The organism is Methylobacter sp. S3L5C, from assembly GCF_022788635.1.
Taxonomy (GTDB): Bacteria; Pseudomonadota; Gammaproteobacteria; order Methylococcales; family Methylomonadaceae; genus Methylobacter_C.
On the sequence record NZ_CP076024.1, the window covers coordinates 4,727,134 to 4,748,429 of the forward strand.

The following is a 21,296-nucleotide window of genomic DNA, read 5'->3' on the forward strand; positions in this document are numbered from 1 at the left end:
CCTATCAACCATAAATCAATCCCGGTGGAGACGCGATTTATCGCGTCTGGATTTATCGCGTCTAAATAATACCTCATGCATTTTACAGATGTAGAAACACGATAAATAGAGACGCGATAAATAGAGAGACGCGATAAATCGCGTCTCTACTATCATAACCAACTACACCGTCAATACACCTCGAATAACTCCAACAATTTCCCTGATCGTATCGTCTTCAAGAAACGGACAAATCGGCAAGGAAAAACAAGTAGCTGAAACCGCTTCGGTAACAGGCAAGCTTAAACCTGCACATGCTTCTTTAAAAACATTTTGTTGATGCAAAGGCACCGGATAATAAACCGCACAGCCAATTTGTTTATCCTGCAGAGCTTTTAAAATGTCATCACGACGATCCGATAACAAGGTGTATTGATGATAAACATGCTCACCCAAACCATCTTCATACGGCGTAATCAACGGTAAATCTGCCATTAGCTCTGAATAAAGATGGGCAACATGACGGCGCGCCTGATTGTATTGATCGATGCGTTTTAATTTTGCTCGTAAAATCACTGCCTGCATTTCATCAAGGCGACTGTTATAACCAATCACATCATGATAATAACGAACATCCGAGCCATGATTACGCAGTTGTTTAATTTTTGCCGCCGTTTCATCCGAGTTGGTAACCACCAAGCCGCCATCACCAAAAGCACCCAGGTTTTTACTGGGGAAAAAACTGTATCCCCCTGCATGACCTATCGCACCGGTTTGTTGACCATTAATGCGTGCGCCAAAGGACTGACAAGCATCTTCAATTAACTTTAAATTATGTTGCTCACAGAGTTGCATAATTTCAGTCATGTCTGCCGGTTGACCAAATAGATGCACCGGCATGATGGCTTTGGTTTTTGAAGTAATAGCCTGTTCTATAGCGAATGGTGAAATATTAAAGGTTCTGGGATCTATATCCACAAAAACAGGCGTTGCACCAACATATTTAATAGCTTCGGCTGTCGCAATAAAAGTAAACGCGGTGGTAATCACTTCATCACCAACACCTATGCCTTCGGCAATTAACGCCAAATGCAATGCATCGGTACCTGAAGCGACACCAATGGCATGTTTAACACCCAAATACTCAGCCGTTTCTTTTTCAAAAGCCTGTACATTAGGACCTAATATAAAAGCACAGTTTTCTATTGTTTCAGCCAAGCCTCGCTCAACTTCATCTTTGATTTCTACGTATTGAGCCTTCAGGTTTACCATCGGTATCATAATTGTTATTACCTTTTTTATTTATGTATGTAGAAACGCGTTTCTAATAGTGAAAATTGTATAACTATACAGCCAGGTACAAGGCAAAGATCGGCCATTATAGGGATTACCTTTAACCTTTAACCTTTAACCTTTAACCTTTAACCTTTAACCTTTTAACCTTAAATACTTATTTATCGCCTAATAATCTTGTGATTTGTATCGCTGTTGCCAATGCACGTCGTCCGGCCTCGCCAGAAACCAAAGGATTTTCGCCGGTTTGGATACAGTTGACAAAATGTTTAATTTCTTCAAGCAGTGCGTCACCACCCTCAAAAACAGATTCTTCAGTGAGTATTTCAGGAATGCCGGGAAACATTTCTTTTTCACCGGTGCGATATTTGGTTAAAACCCGATTTTGAAAATCAACAGAAATATAGGAACTCGGTCTAAACAGTCGCATTTTGCGCTCCATCTTCATACTAATTCGACTGGCCGTTACATTAGCCACACAACCATTTTTAAATAACAACCGGGCATTGGCAATGTCCGTACCTTGCGTCAGCACTGCCGTGCCACTGGCGTCAATACGCTCGACTTCTGAATCCACCAAAGCCAAAATAATATCAATATCATGAATCATTAAATCCAGCACAACGCTCACATCATTGGCGCGGGGATTAAAAGGCGATAAACGGTGCGATTCAATAAACAGCGGTTTTTCATCGTTATCCAAACCTAATACGGCCGGATTAAAACGCTCCAGATGTCCCACCTGTAAAATCAAACACTTCGCTTTGGCAATGGCTATTAACTCATCCGCCTCGGCAACCGTTACCGTAATCGGCTTTTCAACCAGAACATGTGCCCCTGCATTAAGAAAGTCTTTGGAAACAAGGTGATGCAATGTAGTAGGCACAACAATGCTGACTGCATCGACTTCGCCCAGCAAGGCTTGGTAATCTGTCAGGGCTTTCGCACCATGCTTGTCCGCTACCGCTTTTGCAGCAACCTCGTTAATGTCAACGACGGCAACCAATTCACAATCAGGTAGTGAGGCATATTTTTCAGCGTGGAATTTGCCTAAATAACCGGTCCCGATAACAGCGCATTTTAATTTTTTCATTTGCTTAACTTTGCATGGTGTTCGATTTAGTCCGAAGATAGCCTGATAAAAATAAATTATCAGCCAAGAAACTGTCCGGACATGGATAATGCCTGATATTGTAATCTATCAAAATGTATTCAGAAACTTTTGTGGAGTTGGCGGCCGAAATCGCTACTTACCCGGCATCTTTTTTAAAAGATTATCACCATGAAGACACGAAGAAAGAAAACTTCATGTCTTCATGGTGAATTAAAAACAATTGCTGAAGTCTGGCTTCTCGGGTATTATGTGCCTACTGAACGTTTGTTAGGTACATTTTTTTGAGCTCTAAAGAAAAAATATTAAGTATGGCGATTGTTTTATTCGCTCAAAAAGGCTATTCGGGCTTGTCTATGAGGCAGTTGGCTCAGGCAGTTGATATGAGTGTTGCGGCGATTTACCATCATTTCCCCGATAAAGATGCCCTGTATCTGGAATCAGTTCGCTTTGCTTTTTCAGGTAAAGAGCAAATTTTTTGCCAGGTCTGGCAATCTGACTGTTCCCCGGAAGAAAAATTGCGGTTGTTTATTCATTCATTAATTGAAGTCATGCTTAATGACCAGAATTTCTGTCGTCTGATGCAGCGTGAAATTTTGGAAGCTAATCCCGAAAGAATGCAGCTATTGGCGCAAGGCATCTTTAAAAGCCAGTTTTCATTATTAATGCAATTGGCTACTGAATTGGCACCGGAGCAGGATGCTTATCTGGTTGCAACCTCCATTATAGGTTTAACTCAATACTATGTTGAGTACCAGCCTCTACTCAAAAATCTTACCGGCTGGAAACCTGAATACGAGATGCCCGAAGTTATTGCAACCCACGTTACCAACCTTTTAATAAACAGCTTAAAGACAAAGACTGCATGAAAAAAATAGCCAGTCTTTTACCCTTAACCTTATCTATTGATAAACTCAACTTGCGAACAACTACTATTGCCAGTGCCTTAATCACACTGTTGGCTTCCGGTTGTATGCTGGGGCCTGACTTTACCAGCCCCTCAAGTCCTGACACAAAAAGTTATACCACCGATAAACCATCAAACCGTATTACCACAACTTCATCAGAGTCCGGTTCCGCACAATCGTTGGCATTGGGAAAAGATATTCAAGGACAATGGTGGACGTTATTTCGCTCCCCAGCCTTAACCAAATTAATTGAACAAGCAATGAAGCATAATCCTGATTTACAGGCCGCTTCATCGGCATTAACCGAAGCCCAAGAAAAGGCTTCCGTACAGGAAAGCTCCTTATTCCCTACCTTGGACGCAACATTTTCAACCAAACGTCAAAAAATTTCCGGTGCGCAATTTGGTAATCCCGAGTTTGAAGCGCCTGCTTACAATCTCTCAACAGGATCGGTTCAGGTTGCTTACACCCTGGATGCTTTCGGAGCTATTCGAAGGCAAATTGAGGGCTTTGAGGCTCAAGCAGAATATCAGCGCTTTCAACTTGAGGGGACTTTCCTGACACTGGCGTCAAACGTCGTCACCACCGCCATACAAGAAGCGTCTTTAAGAGCTCAAATTAAGGCAACTGAAGAAATTATCGTCGCTCAAGCCAAGGGGCTTGAACTGATCAAACAACAGTTCGAATTTGGGGGAGCATCGAAAGTCGATGTTTTGTTACAGCAAACCACACTCGAACAAACGCAAACAACCTTGCCGCCGTTACAACGGCAACTGGCTCAAAACCGTCATCGATTGACGGTTTTAACCGGCGAATTACCCAGCACCGAACTGGCCGCTCAATTCACACTCTCCGACCTGCACCTACCAGAAGGATTACCGCTCAGCTTGCCATCCAAACTGGTGCAACAACGCCCCGATGTTCGTGCCCAAGAAGCTCAGTTACATGTCGCCAGTGCACAAATCGGCGTCGCTACCGCCAATATGTTGCCTGATTTCACCATCAATGCCAATGTAGGCAGCATTGCCACCCGAATGGGCGATTTGTTTGTTCCCGGCAGCGCCATCTGGAGCGTTGGCGGAAACCTGTTGCAACCCATCTTTCATGGCGGCGGACTAATCCATCAACGGCGTGCAGCAATAGCAGCCTACGAACAGGCCGCAGCGCAATACCGAAGTACGGTATTACAGGCCTTCCAAAACGTCGCTGATACTCTGAGCGCATTGGAGTTCGATGCCACTGGTTTGAAAGCGCAAGATGCAGCCGTAAAGGCCGCGTCTGACAGCCTGGAACTGAGTCAATTGCAATATAAAATCGGCGCTATCAGCTATTTACCGCTACTTATTTCAGAGCGCAATTACCACCAGGCACGTATTACCCAAATAACTGCGCAAACCAGACGTTATGCCGACACCGCCGCCTTATTTCAGGCACTGGGCGGCGGTTGGTGGAACCGTGAGAAGTTATATACCACTTTATTGGCGAACCAGGATAAGAAAGAAAAAAAGTATGAATGCTTTTTTTGTCTTAACCCTTGAGCCCTAACACTTTTTAAAAATTCATGTTTAAACAAACCCCCGGCAGGAAACAGCAATGATTAAACGTATGCTCATTATGCTCATCATGGTAGGCATTGTACTCGGAGGCATTTTTGGTTTCATTAGCTTCAAGGGGCGCATGATCAAGCAATTTATGTCGTCGCAGGGGGTGCCGGTGCAAACTGTTTCCTCCATAACAGCCAACTATTTGGAATGGTTACCAAAACTGGAAGCTGTCGGTAGCTTGCAAGCGGTTCAAGGTGCCAGCATGAGTGCAGAAGTAGCAGGTATCGTAGAAAAAATCTACTTTAACCAAGGCGATAATGTAAAGATTGGAACGCCTTTGTTGCAATTACGCGCCTATGACGATATTGCCAAACTGGAATCGTTAAAAGCTACCGCGCAACTAACTCGTGTTACTTATAATCGTGACCTGGCACAATTTAGTGTCAATGCCATCAGCAAGCAAGTACTGGATATAGACAAGGCAAACCTGGATATAGCCATTGCCAATATTGCCCAACAGCAAGCACTGGTCGATAAAAAACTGATTCGCGCTCCCTTTACCGGTCGTTTAGGGATTCGACTTGTCGATATTGGTCAATATCTTGCGGTAGGTACCGCAATTACTACCCTACAGGCTCTGGATACCGTTTTTGTAGACTTTTATCTGCCTCAACAAGCATTAAAATCACTGGCAATCGGTCAACAAGTCACTCTCAATACGGACGTTTATCCCGCACAGACATTTACTGGCGGCATTACGGTGATTAATCCAAAAGTCGACATCAACACCCGTAATGTGCAGGTCAGAGCCACACTGAATAACCTCGATCATAAACTACTGCCCGGTATGTACGCCACCGTAAATATTGCCACGGGACTCGCGCAACGCTATATCACGCTGCCGCGTACCACCATTACTTTTAACGCCTTCGGTTCTACCGTTTATCGGATAGATAACGATGGTCTGGACGCAGCAGGTAAACCCAAACTGATTGCCAAACAAAGTTTTGTTACCACCGGTGATACGCGCGGTGACCAAATCGCCATCCTTACCGGTGTTAAAGAAGGTGAAACGATAGTCACTACCGGGCAGATTAAATTACGCAACGGCTCACCCGTTATCGTCGACAATACCATTCAACCCAGCAACGACGCTACTCCGCAACCTAAAGACCAATAATACACCATGAATTTTACTGATATTTTTATCCGCCGGCCCATCCTGGCTACGGTAGTCAGCATGATGCTGTTAGTCTTGGGTTTGCGTGCACTAAGTGAATTACCCGTTTTGCAGTATCCACGTACCGAAAATGCCATCGTTACCGTTACTACGGCTTACTATGGTGCTGACCCGGACATTATCGCGGGCTTTATCACGACGCCACTGGAAAACAACATCGCTCAGGCAAACGGCATCGACTATATCACTTCGACCAGCCAGAATAGTGTCAGTACGATAACGGCCAATCTGCGACTCAATTTTGATCCCAACAAAGCCCTGACGGAAATCAATGCCAAGGTTAATGCTGTGCTCAATCAGTTACCGCCAGAATCACAAACACCGGTTTTGAGTGTAAAAATCGGCGAAACCATTGATGCAATGTACATCGGTTTTTCCAGCGAAAACTTGCCCGCCAACAACATCACGGATTATTTAATTCGCTCGGTACAGCCGAGGTTACAGGCAGTAGAAGGTATCCAGACTGCCGAGTTATTGGGTGGTAAAAACTTTTCCCTGCGTGCCTGGCTAGACCCCAATAAACTGGCGGCTTACGGACTCACGGCATCTGATGTCAGCGCGGCATTAACCAAAAACAACTTTATCGCCGGACTTGGCACCACCAAAGGTCAAATGGTGCAAGTCAACCTGACCGCATCAACCAGTTTGCATTCGGTTGCTGAATTTGAACAATTAATTATCAAGCAAAAAGACGGCGCGATCATTCGCTTAAAAGATGTCGCCAATGTCTCTTTGGGCGCCGATGATTACGAGTCCAGCGTCTCTTTCGATGGCAACAAGGCCGTTTATATTGGACTTCAGGTCGCTTCAAGTGCCAATCTGCTTGAAGTTATCGCAAGAGTGCGTGAAGTATTTCCTGACATCCAGGCGCAACTACCGGAAGGAATCAGCGGTAAAATTGTCTACGATTCAACGAAATTTGTTGATAGCTCTATCAATGAAGTCGTCCATACGCTTATTGAAGCATTATTAATTGTTACTCTCGTTGTCTTCGCATTTTTGGGCTCGCCCCGTTCAGTATTAATACCCGTTATAGCCATACCGCTTTCGTTGATCGGCACCTTTACCATCATGTTGATGCTGGGGTTCTCCATTAATTTGCTGACGCTTTTGGCCTTGGTGCTTGCCATTGGCCTGGTCGTTGACGATGCCATTATTGTGGTCGAAAACGTCAACCGACATATTGAAGACGGTATGCAACCGATTCCTGCTTCACTACTGGCGGCAAGGGAGTTGACCGGCCCCATTATCGCCATGACCATCGTGCTGGTCGCGGTCTATGTTCCGGTAGGCTTTCAAGGTGGACTGACGGGAGCCTTGTTTTCGGAATTTGCTTTTACCGTAGTCGCTGCAGTGACCGTATCCGCCATTGTCGCGTTAACGTTGTCGCCCATGATGTGTTCGCGATTACTAAAATCACATACGACCAACCGTGACGGCTGGGAAGAACGTATCGTCGATTTTATTGACCGCAGGGTTTTTGCCTTGCAGCGTATCTATTCACGAACATTACACGGCTCACTTAACTATTTACCCGTAACCAGTACCTTTGCGGTCATCATACTCGGCAGCATTTACTTTCTTTATACCAGCTCCAACAGGGAACTCGCGCCACAGGAAGATCAAGGCGTCATTATTACCATGTCTACCGCAGCACCGGATGCTACACTTGAGCAGCGTCTGGTTTATGCAGCTGAGGTGTTTAAAAAATTTATGGAGCACCCTGAAAGCGATCACGTTTTCCAGCTCAATGTACCCGGGCAGTCCATTGCCGGTGCCGTTCTTAAACCTTGGGATGAACGAACCCAAACGGCAAGCCAACTACAACCCATCATTCAGAAAGAAATGAATGATATTGCCGGGGTTCGTGTTGCGGCTTTCCAACCGCCACCATTACCGGGGAGCAGTGGTTTACCCATGCAGTTCGTAATCGGCACGACCGAATCATTTGAGCAATTAAACACCGTGACCCAACAATTTATGCAGGAAGCCCAAAAAAGCGGCATGTTCATCTTCCTTGATACGGATTTAAAAGTTGATAAACCACAATCACAAGTGGAAATTGACCGTAATAAAACGGCTCTGCTGGGTCTTAGCATGCAAGATGTCGGCTCGTCGCTGGCATCGATTCTGGGTGGTGGTTACGTCAACTATTTCAGCATGACAGGAAGATCCTACAAAGTGATTCCGCAAGTACAGCAAACATCCCGGCTTAATGCTGACCAGTTACTTAACTACTATATTCGTGCAGCTGACGGCTCGACTGTTCCCTTATCAACCATCGCAACTATCAGCACAAAAACAGTACCGCAATCACTGAACCACTTTCAGCAATTAAACGCAGCAGTTGTTTCCGGTGTGCCCTTTCCGGGTGTGACGTTGGGAGATTCAATCAATTCGTTAAAAGAAATCGCCGCCAAAGTATTGCCGCCTGGCTACTCGATAGACTACGCAGGACAATCACGACAACTGGTTAACGAGTCCAGCGGTTTTATTTTTACTTTTGCCTTCGCTTTGATCATTATTTTTCTGGCTCTGGCCGCGCAATTTGAAAGCTTCCGCGATCCGCTGATTATTCTGGTATCGGTGCCCATGTCGATTGCAGGAGCACTTATTTTTATTGCCTTAGGTGTCGGTGGTGCGACACTTAACATCTATACTGAGGTTGGCTTGGTCACCTTAATGGGCTTAATCAGTAAGCATGGCATCTTGATTGTCGAATTTGCCAATATCAAACAAAAAGAAGGCATGTCCAAACGTGATGCAATAGAATCAGCAGCGGGTATCCGGCTACGACCCATTTTAATGACCACCGCCGCGATGGTACTGGGTGTATTACCGCTTATTTTTGCAACCGGCGCAGGTGCCGTATCTCGTTTTAACATAGGACTGGTTATAGCTACCGGCATAGCCATAGGCACCTTGTTTACACTATTTGTAGTCCCTGCTGTGTATCTACTGATTGGACAAAACCATTCCAAGATAGCAGCAAATACCCCATAGCGATGCCGGATAAGATACAATCAATACTTACGAGCTACCCAAAGCCTCCCAATAACGAGTAACCAAACAATGAAAATCACACACTCTTGGACCAAACACACGGCTAAATTACTACGCCCGCTACTGCTGCTTTTACCTCTATCAATGCTCCTATTATCTTCAGGGTGCGCTACTGTAGGCCATGAGTTTCCAGCCGGACAGGTATCTTCTATCCACATAGGCGCAACTACTCAAAGCGATGTTTACACCACATTTGGATCGCCTTGGAGAACCGGCATAGATAACGGCATGAAGACGTGGACTTACGCCAAATATTACTATAGCCTTTTTAGTGACGGTAGCACTGAAGACTTGGTCATTAAATTTGATAAACGCGGAGTCGTTGCAGCTTTTGTATTTAACACCACCAAGCGCGCCAAATAAGCCTGTCAGCGTTGATGCTTTGGCGACCAAATAGATCGGAAATCCTATTACTCCAAATCAAAATGCCGGGATGCGACTTAATATAACTTTTACCTGCGCCTTACCGGTTATTATGAACAGAGCTAATTGATCCTACCCATAATAATGTCGGTGGTAAAATTAAAATCGGTAACCCAGTTTTACCTGTAACCCTATCTGTTCAGACCAGACTTTTACACCGTTTGACCAACTCTGATTAACCCCTGTATCACGCCAGATATGTGTTCCACTGGTCTGAATATACAGGTAGTCGGCAGTCAGTCCCAGCTCTATATTTTGGGTCAGACCCATTATTACTCCTAAAGAACCATGCCAAGCATCACCGGTTGTATCTTCAAAGGTTACCCTATCCCCACGCAGTAAGTGACGATCCACATTATTTCCCTGCACATAACTCCAATCCGCTTGCGTCTGCAATTTCACGTGATGCAGATAAGGCAACGATGTCCACTGATAACCAAATCGCAGCCCCAAAAAATATCGATACCAATCCTGCTTAAAAGAGATTGTGCTTCCCGGCAACGAGATAATAATTGGTGGGGCCCCTGCAGTATCATAGTTATACTGGGCTCCATCATGAACTAGCAGTGAAAGCTGCTGCCAGTTGAAGCCGACTACCGGCCGGAGATCAAAATGTTCCGGCAGGCTCAGCAGATCAGCAACCTGTATATCAATATTAGCCCCGACCTGATAACTTGGATTCAGCCGGGTATCAGTCTCGCCGTAATTGGTTAAACGCCCAGGCATACTATCATCAGCCCAGTCAGTGTCCTTGAATCTACCCGTCTCCTGATCAGCAACAGTGGTCAAAAACTCTATTTCACCGGAAAAACGTGACAGACGCTTCCTTATCTCAAACCCGGCCCAAGCTGAATTAACAGGAAACTCAAGACGACTGAGTGGATCCTGATAAGGAGGCAATGGATTGGCAAACTGATAGGAAGTATGGCTATTAAATAAGGTTTTTTCCTTAATCTCAAATTGCCAAGACGGCTCCATAGAATTTGTCTCTGTCCCGGCACAAACTGTTGGCGTAATAATGGCAGCGGCCAGTAACAGTACCTTTACTATCGCTGTAAAAACAATACCGGAGGCCGGTGGTAGAGCTTGCATACTAATCATGGTTTATTACCTCTTCTGACCAACCGGTCAAAATAATTTTCACGAAGACCCCAGTGGAACTGAGTTTACAGACCCTCTCAAACGTTTTGACACAGCCACTGACGCTGATATTTGTTCTTATCGCACTGTGCGTCAGCTTGTTTTAGAATTAGGAAAGTTAATGACGTTTCCTTTCATAGTGGAAGTAGCAATAATATCCGATGCTGCTTTACCGTCCCATTGACAAATTTTTTGTCGCCTGCTGCCTTGAATTTTAATTTGAATGTCGTAATACCCTTGAGTATTTGTTCGGCAGAAAGGAAATCATGTTCTGTCCTTCATAAAAATCATGGTCAGTTTAATAAATTAAAACTTTTGTGGAATGACTTGGCTATGATGACTGATGGACTATATGGTCAAAATTCTCCATATAAGCCCGACATGATTAAGCGAATCAATGTGTTCGCGCGGCTAAACAGATTCATATAATCAGGGCAGGCACGTACACTTGCCCCTCCAGTTACTTTAATTATTGGCTTTCATTATTCACGGTGACTTTATTGTATAAGCCTGAGGTTAGTCAGCCCTCCCCCAACTACCGCACCAATGGCTGTCGCAACCAAAGATACTTCGCTCGAAAAAATCTGAAAAATAAGAAACCCACCTATCAAACCGCCTACTGCACTAATTATGTCTATTAGCTACCACGGTTCTGGAGGTGGATTTGGTGGCGGAGGTGGTTTTCGCCACCATCTCCACCACCACTACTCGTTACCGCAGTAACCGATAAGCATAAAAAAACACGTAAGACAGAGAAAAGACAAAAGGTGTATTAATAACTTCTACTGCTCCCATAAAACCTCCAATGATATTCGTCGGTTCAATATCAGTCAGGCTTGACCCCAAGGAACAATATAAAGCCCAATACTAACATTGACCTTCAGTCTTTCATGTTTTATTTACCGTTTCAATACGTATAAATACCTAGAAGGCCGTCCTAGAATATTAATCGTGGCGAGGAAAAGTCATTTTTAGTCAGATTTTCTGGTTATTTGATATAAATAATTTTTCCGTGTAACGAAAATGAGCGGAAACTCTGGCTCCTCCTCGTGAAGATATCGAAGGCGAAACCACCGATATAAACTTGAGTGAAAATAGTAGACGTAGTATTACCAATACTGCATTTTCAGATGAAATCACCTCACTGTCTTACACGTTTACTCGAACAGATTTTCTAACATTAAGAGCAACAGTATCACTTCTTGACGCTGTTACTATTGACACGGGGGTATCACCGTAAATGATTACAATCAATGGTATTACTATGTCATCTACAAAGTTTAAATATACACTTCGCGCAGATTATCTACTGCTATCACCCTGACAAGCCTAGATTTTATTGGCTTCTCGGCTTCACGAAAAATAAAATCCAGCTTAAGAGCAATATCTGCATGACTGATTGGTTTTAAGGAAAATTAACCTGCTGTTGATTCTTCCTGATAGGAAAAACCTAAAAAATTCTCGCCCGGATTTTCCAAGCGTGGCTTCTTTATGTTCTATTTTTTGCTGTGTTATGTCGTATAAGACATTAATTTTAATGTGATTAGCCGGTTTCATCATGTAAATGCTGAAGCGTAACGAGGTTTATAACCCCGTTACTCAGGCTTTGAAAGCCATTGAAGTCTTCAAACATTTTGATCAGAGTTACAAACTCTGATCGGCGTCGTTATTGATGTTATGTATTGTCCACTCATTAAATGGTACATCAAAAATATAAATCGCCTTAGTATTCCTTCACTGCATCCAACACACATAGCGCTGTCATATTAACAATACGGCGCACGGTGGCAGAGGACGTGAGGATATGTACCGGTCGGGCACAACCCAGCATGATAGGGCCTATCGCAACACCATAGCCGGCTGCGGTCTTAAGCAGGTTATAGGAAATATTAGCGGCTTCAATATTGGGAAAAACCAGCAGATTGGCACTGCCTTTCAACGTTGTATCGGGCTGCATCTTTTTTAGCAGATCATGGTTTAACGCGGCATCGCCATGCATCTCGCCATCAACCTCCAGTTCTGGCGCCTGTTGATTAATAATCGCCAAAGCAGCACGCATCTTTTGCGCTGACTCACTGTTACTTGAACCAAAACTTGAATGAGACAGCAAGGCAACACGCGGCAGCATGCCTAAATTACGCATTTTTTCTGCGGCTAACAAAGTAATTTCAGCGATCTGCCCGGCCGTTGGATTTTCATTAACGTGAGTATCCACCAAGAGTATCTGCCGTTCCGGCAATACCAGCACGTTCATGGCCGCATAGATATTGGCTCCGGCGCGCTTGCCCAAGACCTGATCAATATAATGCAGATGCTGAATATTATCGCCAAAAGTACCACAAATCATGCCGTCAGCATCGCCTTTATGAACCAACATGGCACCGATTAAACTGTTGCGACGACGCATTTCCAGCTTGGCATATTGCTCGGTGACGCCTTTGCGATGAGTCATTTGCAGATAAGTCTCCCAGAAATCTCGATAACGTTCGTCAAGTTCAGGATTAACAATCTCAAAATCGACGCCGGGAGTGAGCCGTAAACCAAACTTTTCAATGCGAAATTGCAATACGGCCGGACGGCCAATCAAAATAGGCGTAGCGATTTTTTCATCGACAATTACCTGTACGGCACGCAATACACGCTCTTCTTCACCTTCGGCAAAGACAATCCGTTTTTTATTGGCGGGTGTATTTTTGGCAATCTGAAAAATCGGCTTCATGAAGGTGCCGCTGTGATAGACAAATTGCTGCAAGCGGTCAATATAAGCCTGCATATCTTGTATGGGACGCGCAGCAACCCCCGACTCTTCGGCAGCTTTGGCAACCGCAGGTGCAATTTTTGTCATCAGACGAGGATCAAAGGGCAACGGAATCAGGTAATCCGGACCAAAAGACAAGTTGGCGATGCCGTAGGTGCTGGCAACAATATCCGATTGTTCCGCCTGCGCCAACTCGGCAATGGCTCGCACGGCAGCAATTTCCATTTGACGGGTGATGGTGGTCGCACCACAATCCAATGCGCCCCGAAAAATATAAGGAAAGCATAAAACATTGTTAACCTGATTAGGATAATCAGAACGTCCTGTGGCAATAATGGCATCTTCGCGTACCGCCTTGGCATCTTCCGGCAAAATTTCCGGCGTCGGATTGGCCAGCGCCAATATCAAAGGTTTTGGTGCCATGGTTTTAACCATGTCTTGCTTTAAAATACCACCTGCCGATAACCCTAAAAAAATATCGGCGCCGGGCATAACCTCAGCCAAGGTTCGCGCACTGGTTTGCTGGGCAAAACGGGCTTTATGAGCATCTTTTTCAATGCGACCTTTGTAAATAACACCGGCGTGATCGGTAACAAAGATATTTTCAATCGGAAAGCCCAACTCTACCAGTAAATCCAGACAGGCAAATGCCGCAGCACCGGCACCAGAGACGACCAACTTACAATTTTTAATATCCTTACCGACAACTTTCAGGCCATTTAAAATAGCCGCACCGACAATAATCGCCGTGCCGTGCTGATCGTCATGAAATACCGGAATATTCATCCGTTCGCGTAATTTACGCTCGATATAAAAGCATTCCGGGGCTTTAATATCTTCCAGATTAATACCACCAAACGTTGGCTCCAAGGAGGCAATAATGTCACATAATTTATCAGGGTCCAGCTCATTAATCTCAATATCAAAGACATCAATACCGGCGAATTTTTTAAACAATACACCCTTGCCTTCCATGACCGGCTTCGCTGCCAAAGGCCCAATATTACCCAAGCCCAACACCGCTGTACCATTGGAAATAACAGCGACCAGATTGCCGCGCGACGTATATTTAAAAACGTTGGCAGGATCAGCAACAATTTCTTCACAAGCCGCCGCAACTCCCGGTGAATAAGCCAGGGCCAGATCACGCTGATTGGTCAGTTGCTTGGTAGGCGTAACACTGATTTTTCCTGGTGTAGGAAACTGGTGATAGTCGAGCGCCGCATCATGTAACTGCCGACTGATTTCTTCTTTTGGATCAATAGGGGTATTCATGTTCTGCCTTGTGCATAACGATTATTTTAACGATCAAAGCCAAGGTTATCACAGTTGTGATCATCCTAGCATGACCCGGGATTTATGTAACAATTAACGGCGAAAAAAGCGGTGTATTATAAGTTTCTTAATCACTACCCGGATAACCTGAGGCCATTAACCCAAAGCATAACAGGGTATTTATCTCCTGACCATAGTTGATAAAATCATATGGCCACCCTATCGAGACTGTATTAAGTATTCGTTTTTTGTACAGCATTAAAAAACTCACCACCAAAGACACGAAGCTTTCAAGACATTAAATAAAAGCAATTATTTTTCTTCGTGTCCTTCGTGTCCTTCGTGGTGAAGGATATTTTCAACCTGTCTTTCGATAAAAAACTAATTAATCGCCAGCATGTTATCCAATGCCCGCTTAGCCAATCCGACCTCTTCAACCGGTACTGAAATCCGGTTAATCACATTACCCGCAGCGAGATTTTCCAACACCCACGCCAAATGTTGCGGATCCGTTCTAAACATGGTTGAACACATGCACAGCGTCGGCGACATAAAGTGGACATTTTTACCCTGCGCTTTACATTCTTCATGCAAACGATTGACCAAATTTAATTCAGTCGCAACCAACCAACGGGTATTGGGTTCAGCTTCACGAACCGTTTTTAAAATGTATTCAGTAGAGCCGACATAATCGGCTTTCTCGCAAACTTCAAAACAGGCTTCAGGATGCGAAATCACTTTGGTTTCCGGAAAACGTTCCAGAAAGTTATCAATTTGTTCCGCTTTAAAGACTTGATGCACCGAACAATAGCCATTCCAGAGTATGATTTTAGCCTTACGGATTTGTACTTCCGTTAAACCGCCCATGGGTTTATTAAAATCCCAGGTAACCATATCTTCCAACCCAATACCCATGCGATAACCAGTATTACGACCTAAATGCTGATCAGGGAAAAACAGCACCTTGGAGCGTTTGGAAAAACTCCATTCCAGAATTTTTTGGGCATTGGAAGAAGTACAAACAATACCGTCATGCTTGCCACAAAACGCTTTTAAATCAGCCGCTGAATTAATGTAAGTAACTGGTGTTACTTCATTTTCCACATCAATAACTTGTGCCAATTCCTGCCAACATTTCTGCACTTTTAATAAATTGGCCATATCTGCCATGGAGCAACCTGCCGCCAAATCAGGCAAGATGGCTATTTGTTCGGGACGGGACAATATATCGGCAACTTCTGCCATAAAATGCACGCCGCAAAAAACAATATATTCGGCTTCCGATTGTGCCGCATCTCTGGAGAGCTTTAAGGAATCGCCGGAATAATCGGCATGTTTAAACACTTCATCGCGCTGATAATGGTGTCCCAGTATGACACAACGCTTACCCAATTTGGCTTTGGCTGAAATAATGCGGGCATCGCATTCCTCATCATCGAGTAATGCGTAATCTTGAATGGGAAAGGCTGTTGAAGTCATATTTTTTCCACTAGACAGACGTTAAAAAGTTAAAGAGCTTTAGTATGGCTGGCCATTGCCAGTTCATAAAACACGCTCCAGGAATTAATTCTACTCAATCAGTCGGTTTTGACACCTTAAAACACGATAACCGGTTTATAAATAACACAGGGGAATGAGCTATTGATAAACTGTATAGCGGTTTCATTACTGTAGACGTGCAATAACTGAAGGTAATTTTTTCGGCGCTTTAATACGCAATTGCTTGTTAATGTTCATACGTCCAAATACGACGGCAATATCGGCAGTCGCAACATCGAACTCTTTGGCTAAAAAACGCACCATATAATCTGTAGCCTTTCCTGCACGGGGTGCTTCGGTGACACTGATTTTAAGTTGGTTGCCTTTTACTTTGCCAATAACATCATGCTTTGCACCAGGTGTACCCAGTATGTTGAGTATGAGTGTATCGCCATCCCAAGCAAAGAAAGAGCTCATTTTTTTAGGATTGGTCGATATTTTAGGGTCTTTTTTTTCTTTACTTGTTGTTGTTTTTTTTTCTGCCATAGTTCCAATTTTATTTTTTGATTTCCAGTTAACACCGAAAAATCTGATATATAATTTTTTTGTTATAACTGATAAATCCACAAAAAACTTAAAAACAGGATCATCACAAAGACACGAAGGATAACAAGAAAAAACTTCGTGTCCTTCGTGTCTTCGTGGTGAATAAAAACAGCTTAATCCTGCTTAATCTTTTCTTTGGGCTCTTTGCCTGCCGGTCTGATCAAGCGAATCCCCAACTCTTTCAATTGCTCGTCAGTAACCACCGCAGGCGCACTAACCAATGGACAGGCAGCTGACTGGGTTTTAGGGAAAGCAATGACATCACGGATAGAGCTTGAGCCGGTCATCAACATAACCAAACGATCCAAACCAAACGCCAAACCACCATGAGGCGGCGCACCGTATTTTAAGGCATCCAATAAGAAGCCGAATTTTTCTCTGGCTTCTTCTTCGCCAATACCTAAAATGCCAAACACGGTTTGTTGCATGGAGGTGCGGTTGATACGAATTGAACCGCCACCCACTTCAGTACCGTTTAACACTAAGTCATAAGCGCGTGACAACGCCACCCCCGGATTGGCTACCAAGTCTTCTACCGAACAACTAGGTGCGGTAAAAGGGTGATGAATGGCATTAAAACGGCCACTTTTTTCATCCCAGTCAAACATTGGAAAATCAACCACCCAAACCGGTTTCCATTCACCTTCCAGCAAATTAAGGTCATGTCCCAATTTAACGCGCAACGCGCCCATGGCTTCATTAACAATGCTGGCTTTGTCCGCACCAAAGAAGATTAAATCGCCATTTTGGGCATTTGTTTTAGCCAGCACGCTATCCCAAACTTCTTTGGGAGCAAATTTAACAATCGGTGATTGTAAGCCTTCAAGACCGAGAGCCAGATCATTAACCTTAATGTAAGCCAAACCTTTGGCACCGTAAATGCTGACAAATTTAGTTAATTCATCAATGTCTTTACGACTTAAACCACCGGCATTGGGGACGCGCAGAGCGACAACACGGCCTTTAGGGTCATTGGCTGGCGCTGAAAACACTTTAAAATCGACATCTTTCATGTCATCGCCAATATCGATTAATTCCAACGGAATTCGCAAATCAGGACGATCAACGCCGTAGCGTGACACAGATTCCTGATAGCTGATGCGTGGAAATTCGGCATCCAACTCGACATTAATTACTTTCGCAAATAATTGACGAATCATTTCTTCCATAACTTCCATGATTTCGTTTTCATCCATGAAAGACGTTTCTATATCCAATTGAGTAAATTCAGGCTGTCTGTCAGCACGTAAATCTTCATCGCGGAAACAACGCACGACTTGGTAATACCGATCCATACCGGCAATCATCAACATTTGTTTATACAGTTGCGGTGATTGAGGCAGCGCAAAAAAGGCGTTTTCGTGAGTACGGCTAGGCACGATATAATCACGTGCGCCTTCCGGTGTTGCTTTGGTCAGGTAAGGCGTTTCAATTTCAAAAAACTCATTATCATCCAAAAAGTTTCTTAAAACCCGCGTAACATCACGGCGAACTTTCATTTTTTCCTGCATCACCGTCCGACGCAAGTCAATATAACGATAACGTAAACGCAGCTCTTCGTTGACTTCAATATCACTTTCTATCGGAAACGGCGGCGTTTCAGATTCGTTTAAAACTTCAATCTCGCCAGCCAGTATTTCAATAGCACCAGAGTGAAGATTAGTATTGACTGTACCTGTCGGACGATCACGGACAACGCCCGTTATTTTTAATACATATTCACTGCGGACATGTTCAGCAATAGCAAAAGTGTCAGCTACGTCGGGATCAACCACGACTTGCACCAAACCGGCACGGTCTCTAAGGTCGATAAAAATAACGCCGCCGTGGTCGCGACGTCTATGTACCCAACCGCAGATTGAAACGGTTTTGCCTAACTGTTGTGTATTTAATTCTCCGCACTTGTGGGTACGCATAAATTTTCCCTGTGGATTAAAAAGTTGTTTATTGATATTTATTAATGAGATAAAGATATTAGGCGCAAAGTAATAGCACGCCCTGATACCATTATTAATCTTTTTTACTGCTGGCAGGAGTCGAACTGCCGGCTTTTGGAGTGCTGGGAGTTGGCGAAACATCGCCCGCTACATTTTTCTTGTTGCCGCTCTTAAAATCGGTTTCATACCAGCCGGTGCCTTTTAATCTGAATCCGGCAGCAGAGATTTTTTTCATTAATTCCGGCTTGGTGCAGGCCGGACAGACCAATAAAGGATCAGCACCCAGTTTCTGTAACGCTTCGTGCTCATGCCCACAGGACTGACATTGGTATTCGTAAATTGGCATTAACCACTCCGACAACAAAAAATAATAACTATAAATAAGGTCTGTATTTAGCTTTTCCAGATACTTACTATAAAATGACTCCCTATTTTACAGACACACCGCCAACAATGAAAACATTAACCATAACCCGCCCCGATGACTGGCACTTACATGTACGAAATGGCGCCATTTTAAAAACCGTGTTACCGCATACGGCCCGTCAATTTGCCCGTGCCATTATCATGCCTAATCTTAAGCCTCCCGTGACCACGGTGGCTCAGGCTATCACCTATCGCGAAGAAATTTTAAAAGCGGTGCCTGCCGGCATAGATTTTACACCATTAATGACCTTATATTTAACCAGCGCCACGACAGTCGCGGAAATAAAAGCCGCAGCCGGGTCTGACTATGTTTATGCCTTTAAATTATATCCGGCAGGCGCTACCACCAATTCGGATTCAGGTGTTGCTGATATTAAAGCTATTTTTCCGCTACTGGCAGAAATGGAAAAACAAGACATTCTCTTACTGATTCATGGTGAAGTGACCGACGTACACTGCGACATTTTTGACCGTGAACGGGTGTTTATTGACACCAGCTTGGCTGATATTGTCGATAACTTCCCCGGCTTGCGCGTAGTCGTTGAGCATGTTACCACCACTGAAGCTGTGCAGTTTGTGCAAGCTGCCAGCAATCAGGTCGCCGCAACCATTACCCCCCAACATCTCCTGTTTAACCGTAACGCCCTACTGGCAGGCGGCATACGACCCCATTATTATTGCTTACCGATACTCAAGCGTGAATCGCATCGTCTGGCATTGGTTGCAGCCGCGACCAGTGGCAATCCAAAATTCTTCTTAGGTACCGACAGTGCGCCTCACACGACTTTATCAAAAGAAACCAGTTGCGGTTGCGCCGGTTGTTACAGTGCTCACGCCGCGCTGGAACTTTATGCAGAAGCCTTTGACCGTGCCGGGTCATTAGACAAACTGGAAGGCTTCGCCAGTTTTTATGGTGCGGATTTTTACCGCTTACCCAGAAATTTAAACACGATTACCTTAGAAAAAACCGCCTGGACAGTGCCGGCCAGTTACGGAGAAAACGACACACTTATAACACCACTTAAATCAGGTGAAGAGCTGAGTTGGAAAATACGTTAGGAAGCTGTCCGAGAATAGGAACCATAGCGAGGGGAAGCTATTTTGAGTCAAATTTTTTGGTTATTTGAGGCAAATAGTTGTTCTATTTAACGAAAATGAACGGAAAATATGGCCAAAATAGCTTTTCCGCAGTAGGTTTTCTATTCTCGGATAGTCTCCTAGAGGCACAAAATATTGCCTCTCTAGGGCTAACTTGGCGTAACATGTTTTATTTTTTTACTATTTTTGGATACCACCCAACCTAATGGATACACCTGCAATTCCGCTGGCCCAACGCTTTAGAGGCTACCTTCCTGTCATCGTCGATATCGAAACAGCCGGCTTTAATGCCAAAAAACATGCTTTACTGGAAATTGCTGCCGTTATTGTTGAGCTTGACAGTAACAATGATTTGGAAATCACCGAACGCTATACAACGCATGTTGTACCCTTTAAAAATTCCGAACTGGATCCGGCTGCCCTCAAATTTAACGGCATCGATCCGTACCACCCTTTTCGTATGGCAATAGATGAAAAAGATGCGCTGGAAATGCTCTTTAAGCCCATTAAACTGGCCGCAAAGCGTAACAATTGTACGAGGGCAATTTTAGTGGGTCATAATCCTGCTTTTGACATTGCGTTTTTAAATGCTGCTATCCAGCGAACCCAAATAAAACGCAGCCCTTTTCATCCGTTTAGCACGTTTGATACGGCGACACTGGGAGGCTTGGCTTATCAGCAGACGGTACTGGCAAAAATTGCTCAGGCCGCAGGTTTGGAATGGGACAATGAAAAAGCGCATTCTGCATTATATGATGCCGAACAGACAGCCCAACTGTTCTGCATGATCGTCAATAAATGGAAACGACTTGAAATGCTGGATGTGTAGAACCTTCAATAACGTTCAAAAAAGGACAGGTTTTTTGTAGGAGCGACGCCCTCGTCGCGATTTGAGGCGTTAGTCGTTAATCGCGACGAGGGCGTCGCTCCTTCCAAACACAACGGTATTAACTAATTTATCCCTTTACAGCAGGCTTGGACATTTTTACAATAGCCGGGAGCTACCAACAGGAATT

General features: G+C 44.3%; 15 protein-coding genes. 7 read left to right on the plus strand and 8 right to left on the minus strand.

Annotated features, from left to right (window positions below):
- Positions 1–162: 162 nt before the first annotated feature.
- Together KKZ03_RS21415 and KKZ03_RS21420 are read right to left on the minus strand one after the other, a co-directional pair.
- Positions 163–1,260, minus strand: coding sequence for a DegT/DnrJ/EryC1/StrS aminotransferase family protein (locus KKZ03_RS21415; RefSeq protein ID WP_243218839.1), 1,098 nt, complete (start codon positions 1,258–1,260; stop codon positions 163–165).
- Positions 1,261–1,429: 169 nt separating this feature from the next.
- Entirely contained in the window at positions 1,430–2,365 is a 936-nt protein-coding gene (locus KKZ03_RS21420) for a Gfo/Idh/MocA family protein (protein ID WP_243218840.1), read from the minus strand.
- 302 nt (positions 2,366–2,667) lie between these two features.
- Between KKZ03_RS21420 and KKZ03_RS21425 the strand changes: the two genes are divergently transcribed.
- From KKZ03_RS21425 to bamE, 5 genes are all read left to right on the plus strand, one after another.
- Positions 2,668–3,252, plus strand: a complete 585-nt coding sequence (locus KKZ03_RS21425) for a TetR/AcrR family transcriptional regulator (protein WP_243218841.1) — start codon at positions 2,668–2,670, stop codon at positions 3,250–3,252.
- Positions 3,249–4,829, plus strand: coding sequence for an efflux transporter outer membrane subunit (locus KKZ03_RS21430; protein WP_243218842.1), 1,581 nt, complete (start codon positions 3,249–3,251; stop codon positions 4,827–4,829). Before KKZ03_RS21425 ends, KKZ03_RS21430 begins: the two co-directional genes overlap by 4 nt.
- A gap of 55 nt (positions 4,830–4,884) precedes the next feature.
- Positions 4,885–6,015: an efflux RND transporter periplasmic adaptor subunit gene (locus tag KKZ03_RS21435; protein WP_243218843.1), complete on the plus strand. Its 1,131-nt coding sequence runs from the start codon at positions 4,885–4,887 to the stop codon at positions 6,013–6,015.
- A 6-nt stretch (positions 6,016–6,021) separates the two neighbouring features.
- Positions 6,022–9,078 carry an efflux RND transporter permease subunit gene (locus tag KKZ03_RS21440; protein WP_243218844.1) on the plus strand — a complete coding sequence of 1,019 codons (3,057 nt, stop codon included), beginning with the start codon at positions 6,022–6,024 and terminating at the stop codon, positions 9,076–9,078.
- 69 nt (positions 9,079–9,147) lie between these two features.
- Entirely contained in the window at positions 9,148–9,501 is a 354-nt protein-coding gene (gene bamE, locus KKZ03_RS21445; protein ID WP_243218845.1) for an outer membrane protein assembly factor BamE, read from the plus strand.
- A 159-nt stretch (positions 9,502–9,660) separates the two neighbouring features.
- Here the strand turns inward: bamE and KKZ03_RS21450 are convergent, their stop codons facing one another.
- The 6 genes from KKZ03_RS21450 to KKZ03_RS21475 form a co-directional block, all read right to left on the minus strand.
- Positions 9,661–10,662 carry an omptin family outer membrane protease gene (locus KKZ03_RS21450; protein ID WP_243218846.1) on the minus strand — a complete coding sequence of 334 codons (1,002 nt, stop codon included), beginning with the start codon at positions 10,660–10,662 and terminating at the stop codon, positions 9,661–9,663.
- 1,762 nt (positions 10,663–12,424) lie between these two features.
- Positions 12,425–14,734, minus strand: coding sequence for an NADP-dependent malic enzyme (locus KKZ03_RS21455; RefSeq protein ID WP_305852359.1), 2,310 nt, complete (start codon positions 14,732–14,734; stop codon positions 12,425–12,427).
- A gap of 381 nt (positions 14,735–15,115) precedes the next feature.
- The gene (gene nadA / locus KKZ03_RS21460) at positions 15,116–16,213 is read right to left on the minus strand and encodes a quinolinate synthase NadA (protein ID WP_243218847.1); all 1,098 of its coding nucleotides are present in this window, start codon (positions 16,211–16,213) and stop codon (positions 15,116–15,118) included.
- A gap of 186 nt (positions 16,214–16,399) precedes the next feature.
- Complete coding sequence (locus KKZ03_RS21465) at positions 16,400–16,759, minus strand: DUF167 family protein (RefSeq protein WP_243218848.1); 360 nt, start codon at positions 16,757–16,759, stop codon at positions 16,400–16,402.
- 173 nt (positions 16,760–16,932) lie between these two features.
- Entirely contained in the window at positions 16,933–18,735 is a 1,803-nt protein-coding gene (gene aspS / locus KKZ03_RS21470) for an aspartate--tRNA ligase (RefSeq protein WP_243218849.1), read from the minus strand.
- Between the two features lie 94 nt (positions 18,736–18,829).
- Positions 18,830–19,102: an FmdB family zinc ribbon protein gene (locus KKZ03_RS21475; RefSeq protein ID WP_243218850.1), complete on the minus strand. Its 273-nt coding sequence runs from the start codon at positions 19,100–19,102 to the stop codon at positions 18,830–18,832.
- Between the two features lie 107 nt (positions 19,103–19,209).
- On the opposite strand from KKZ03_RS21475, the gene pyrC reads away from it, so the two are divergent.
- The gene (pyrC, locus tag KKZ03_RS21480) at positions 19,210–20,241 is read left to right on the plus strand and encodes a dihydroorotase (RefSeq protein WP_243221705.1); all 1,032 of its coding nucleotides are present in this window, start codon (positions 19,210–19,212) and stop codon (positions 20,239–20,241) included.
- A 244-nt stretch (positions 20,242–20,485) separates the two neighbouring features.
- Positions 20,486–21,109: a ribonuclease T gene (gene rnt, locus KKZ03_RS21485; protein WP_243218851.1), complete on the plus strand. Its 624-nt coding sequence runs from the start codon at positions 20,486–20,488 to the stop codon at positions 21,107–21,109.
- Positions 21,110–21,296 lie beyond the last annotated feature (187 nt).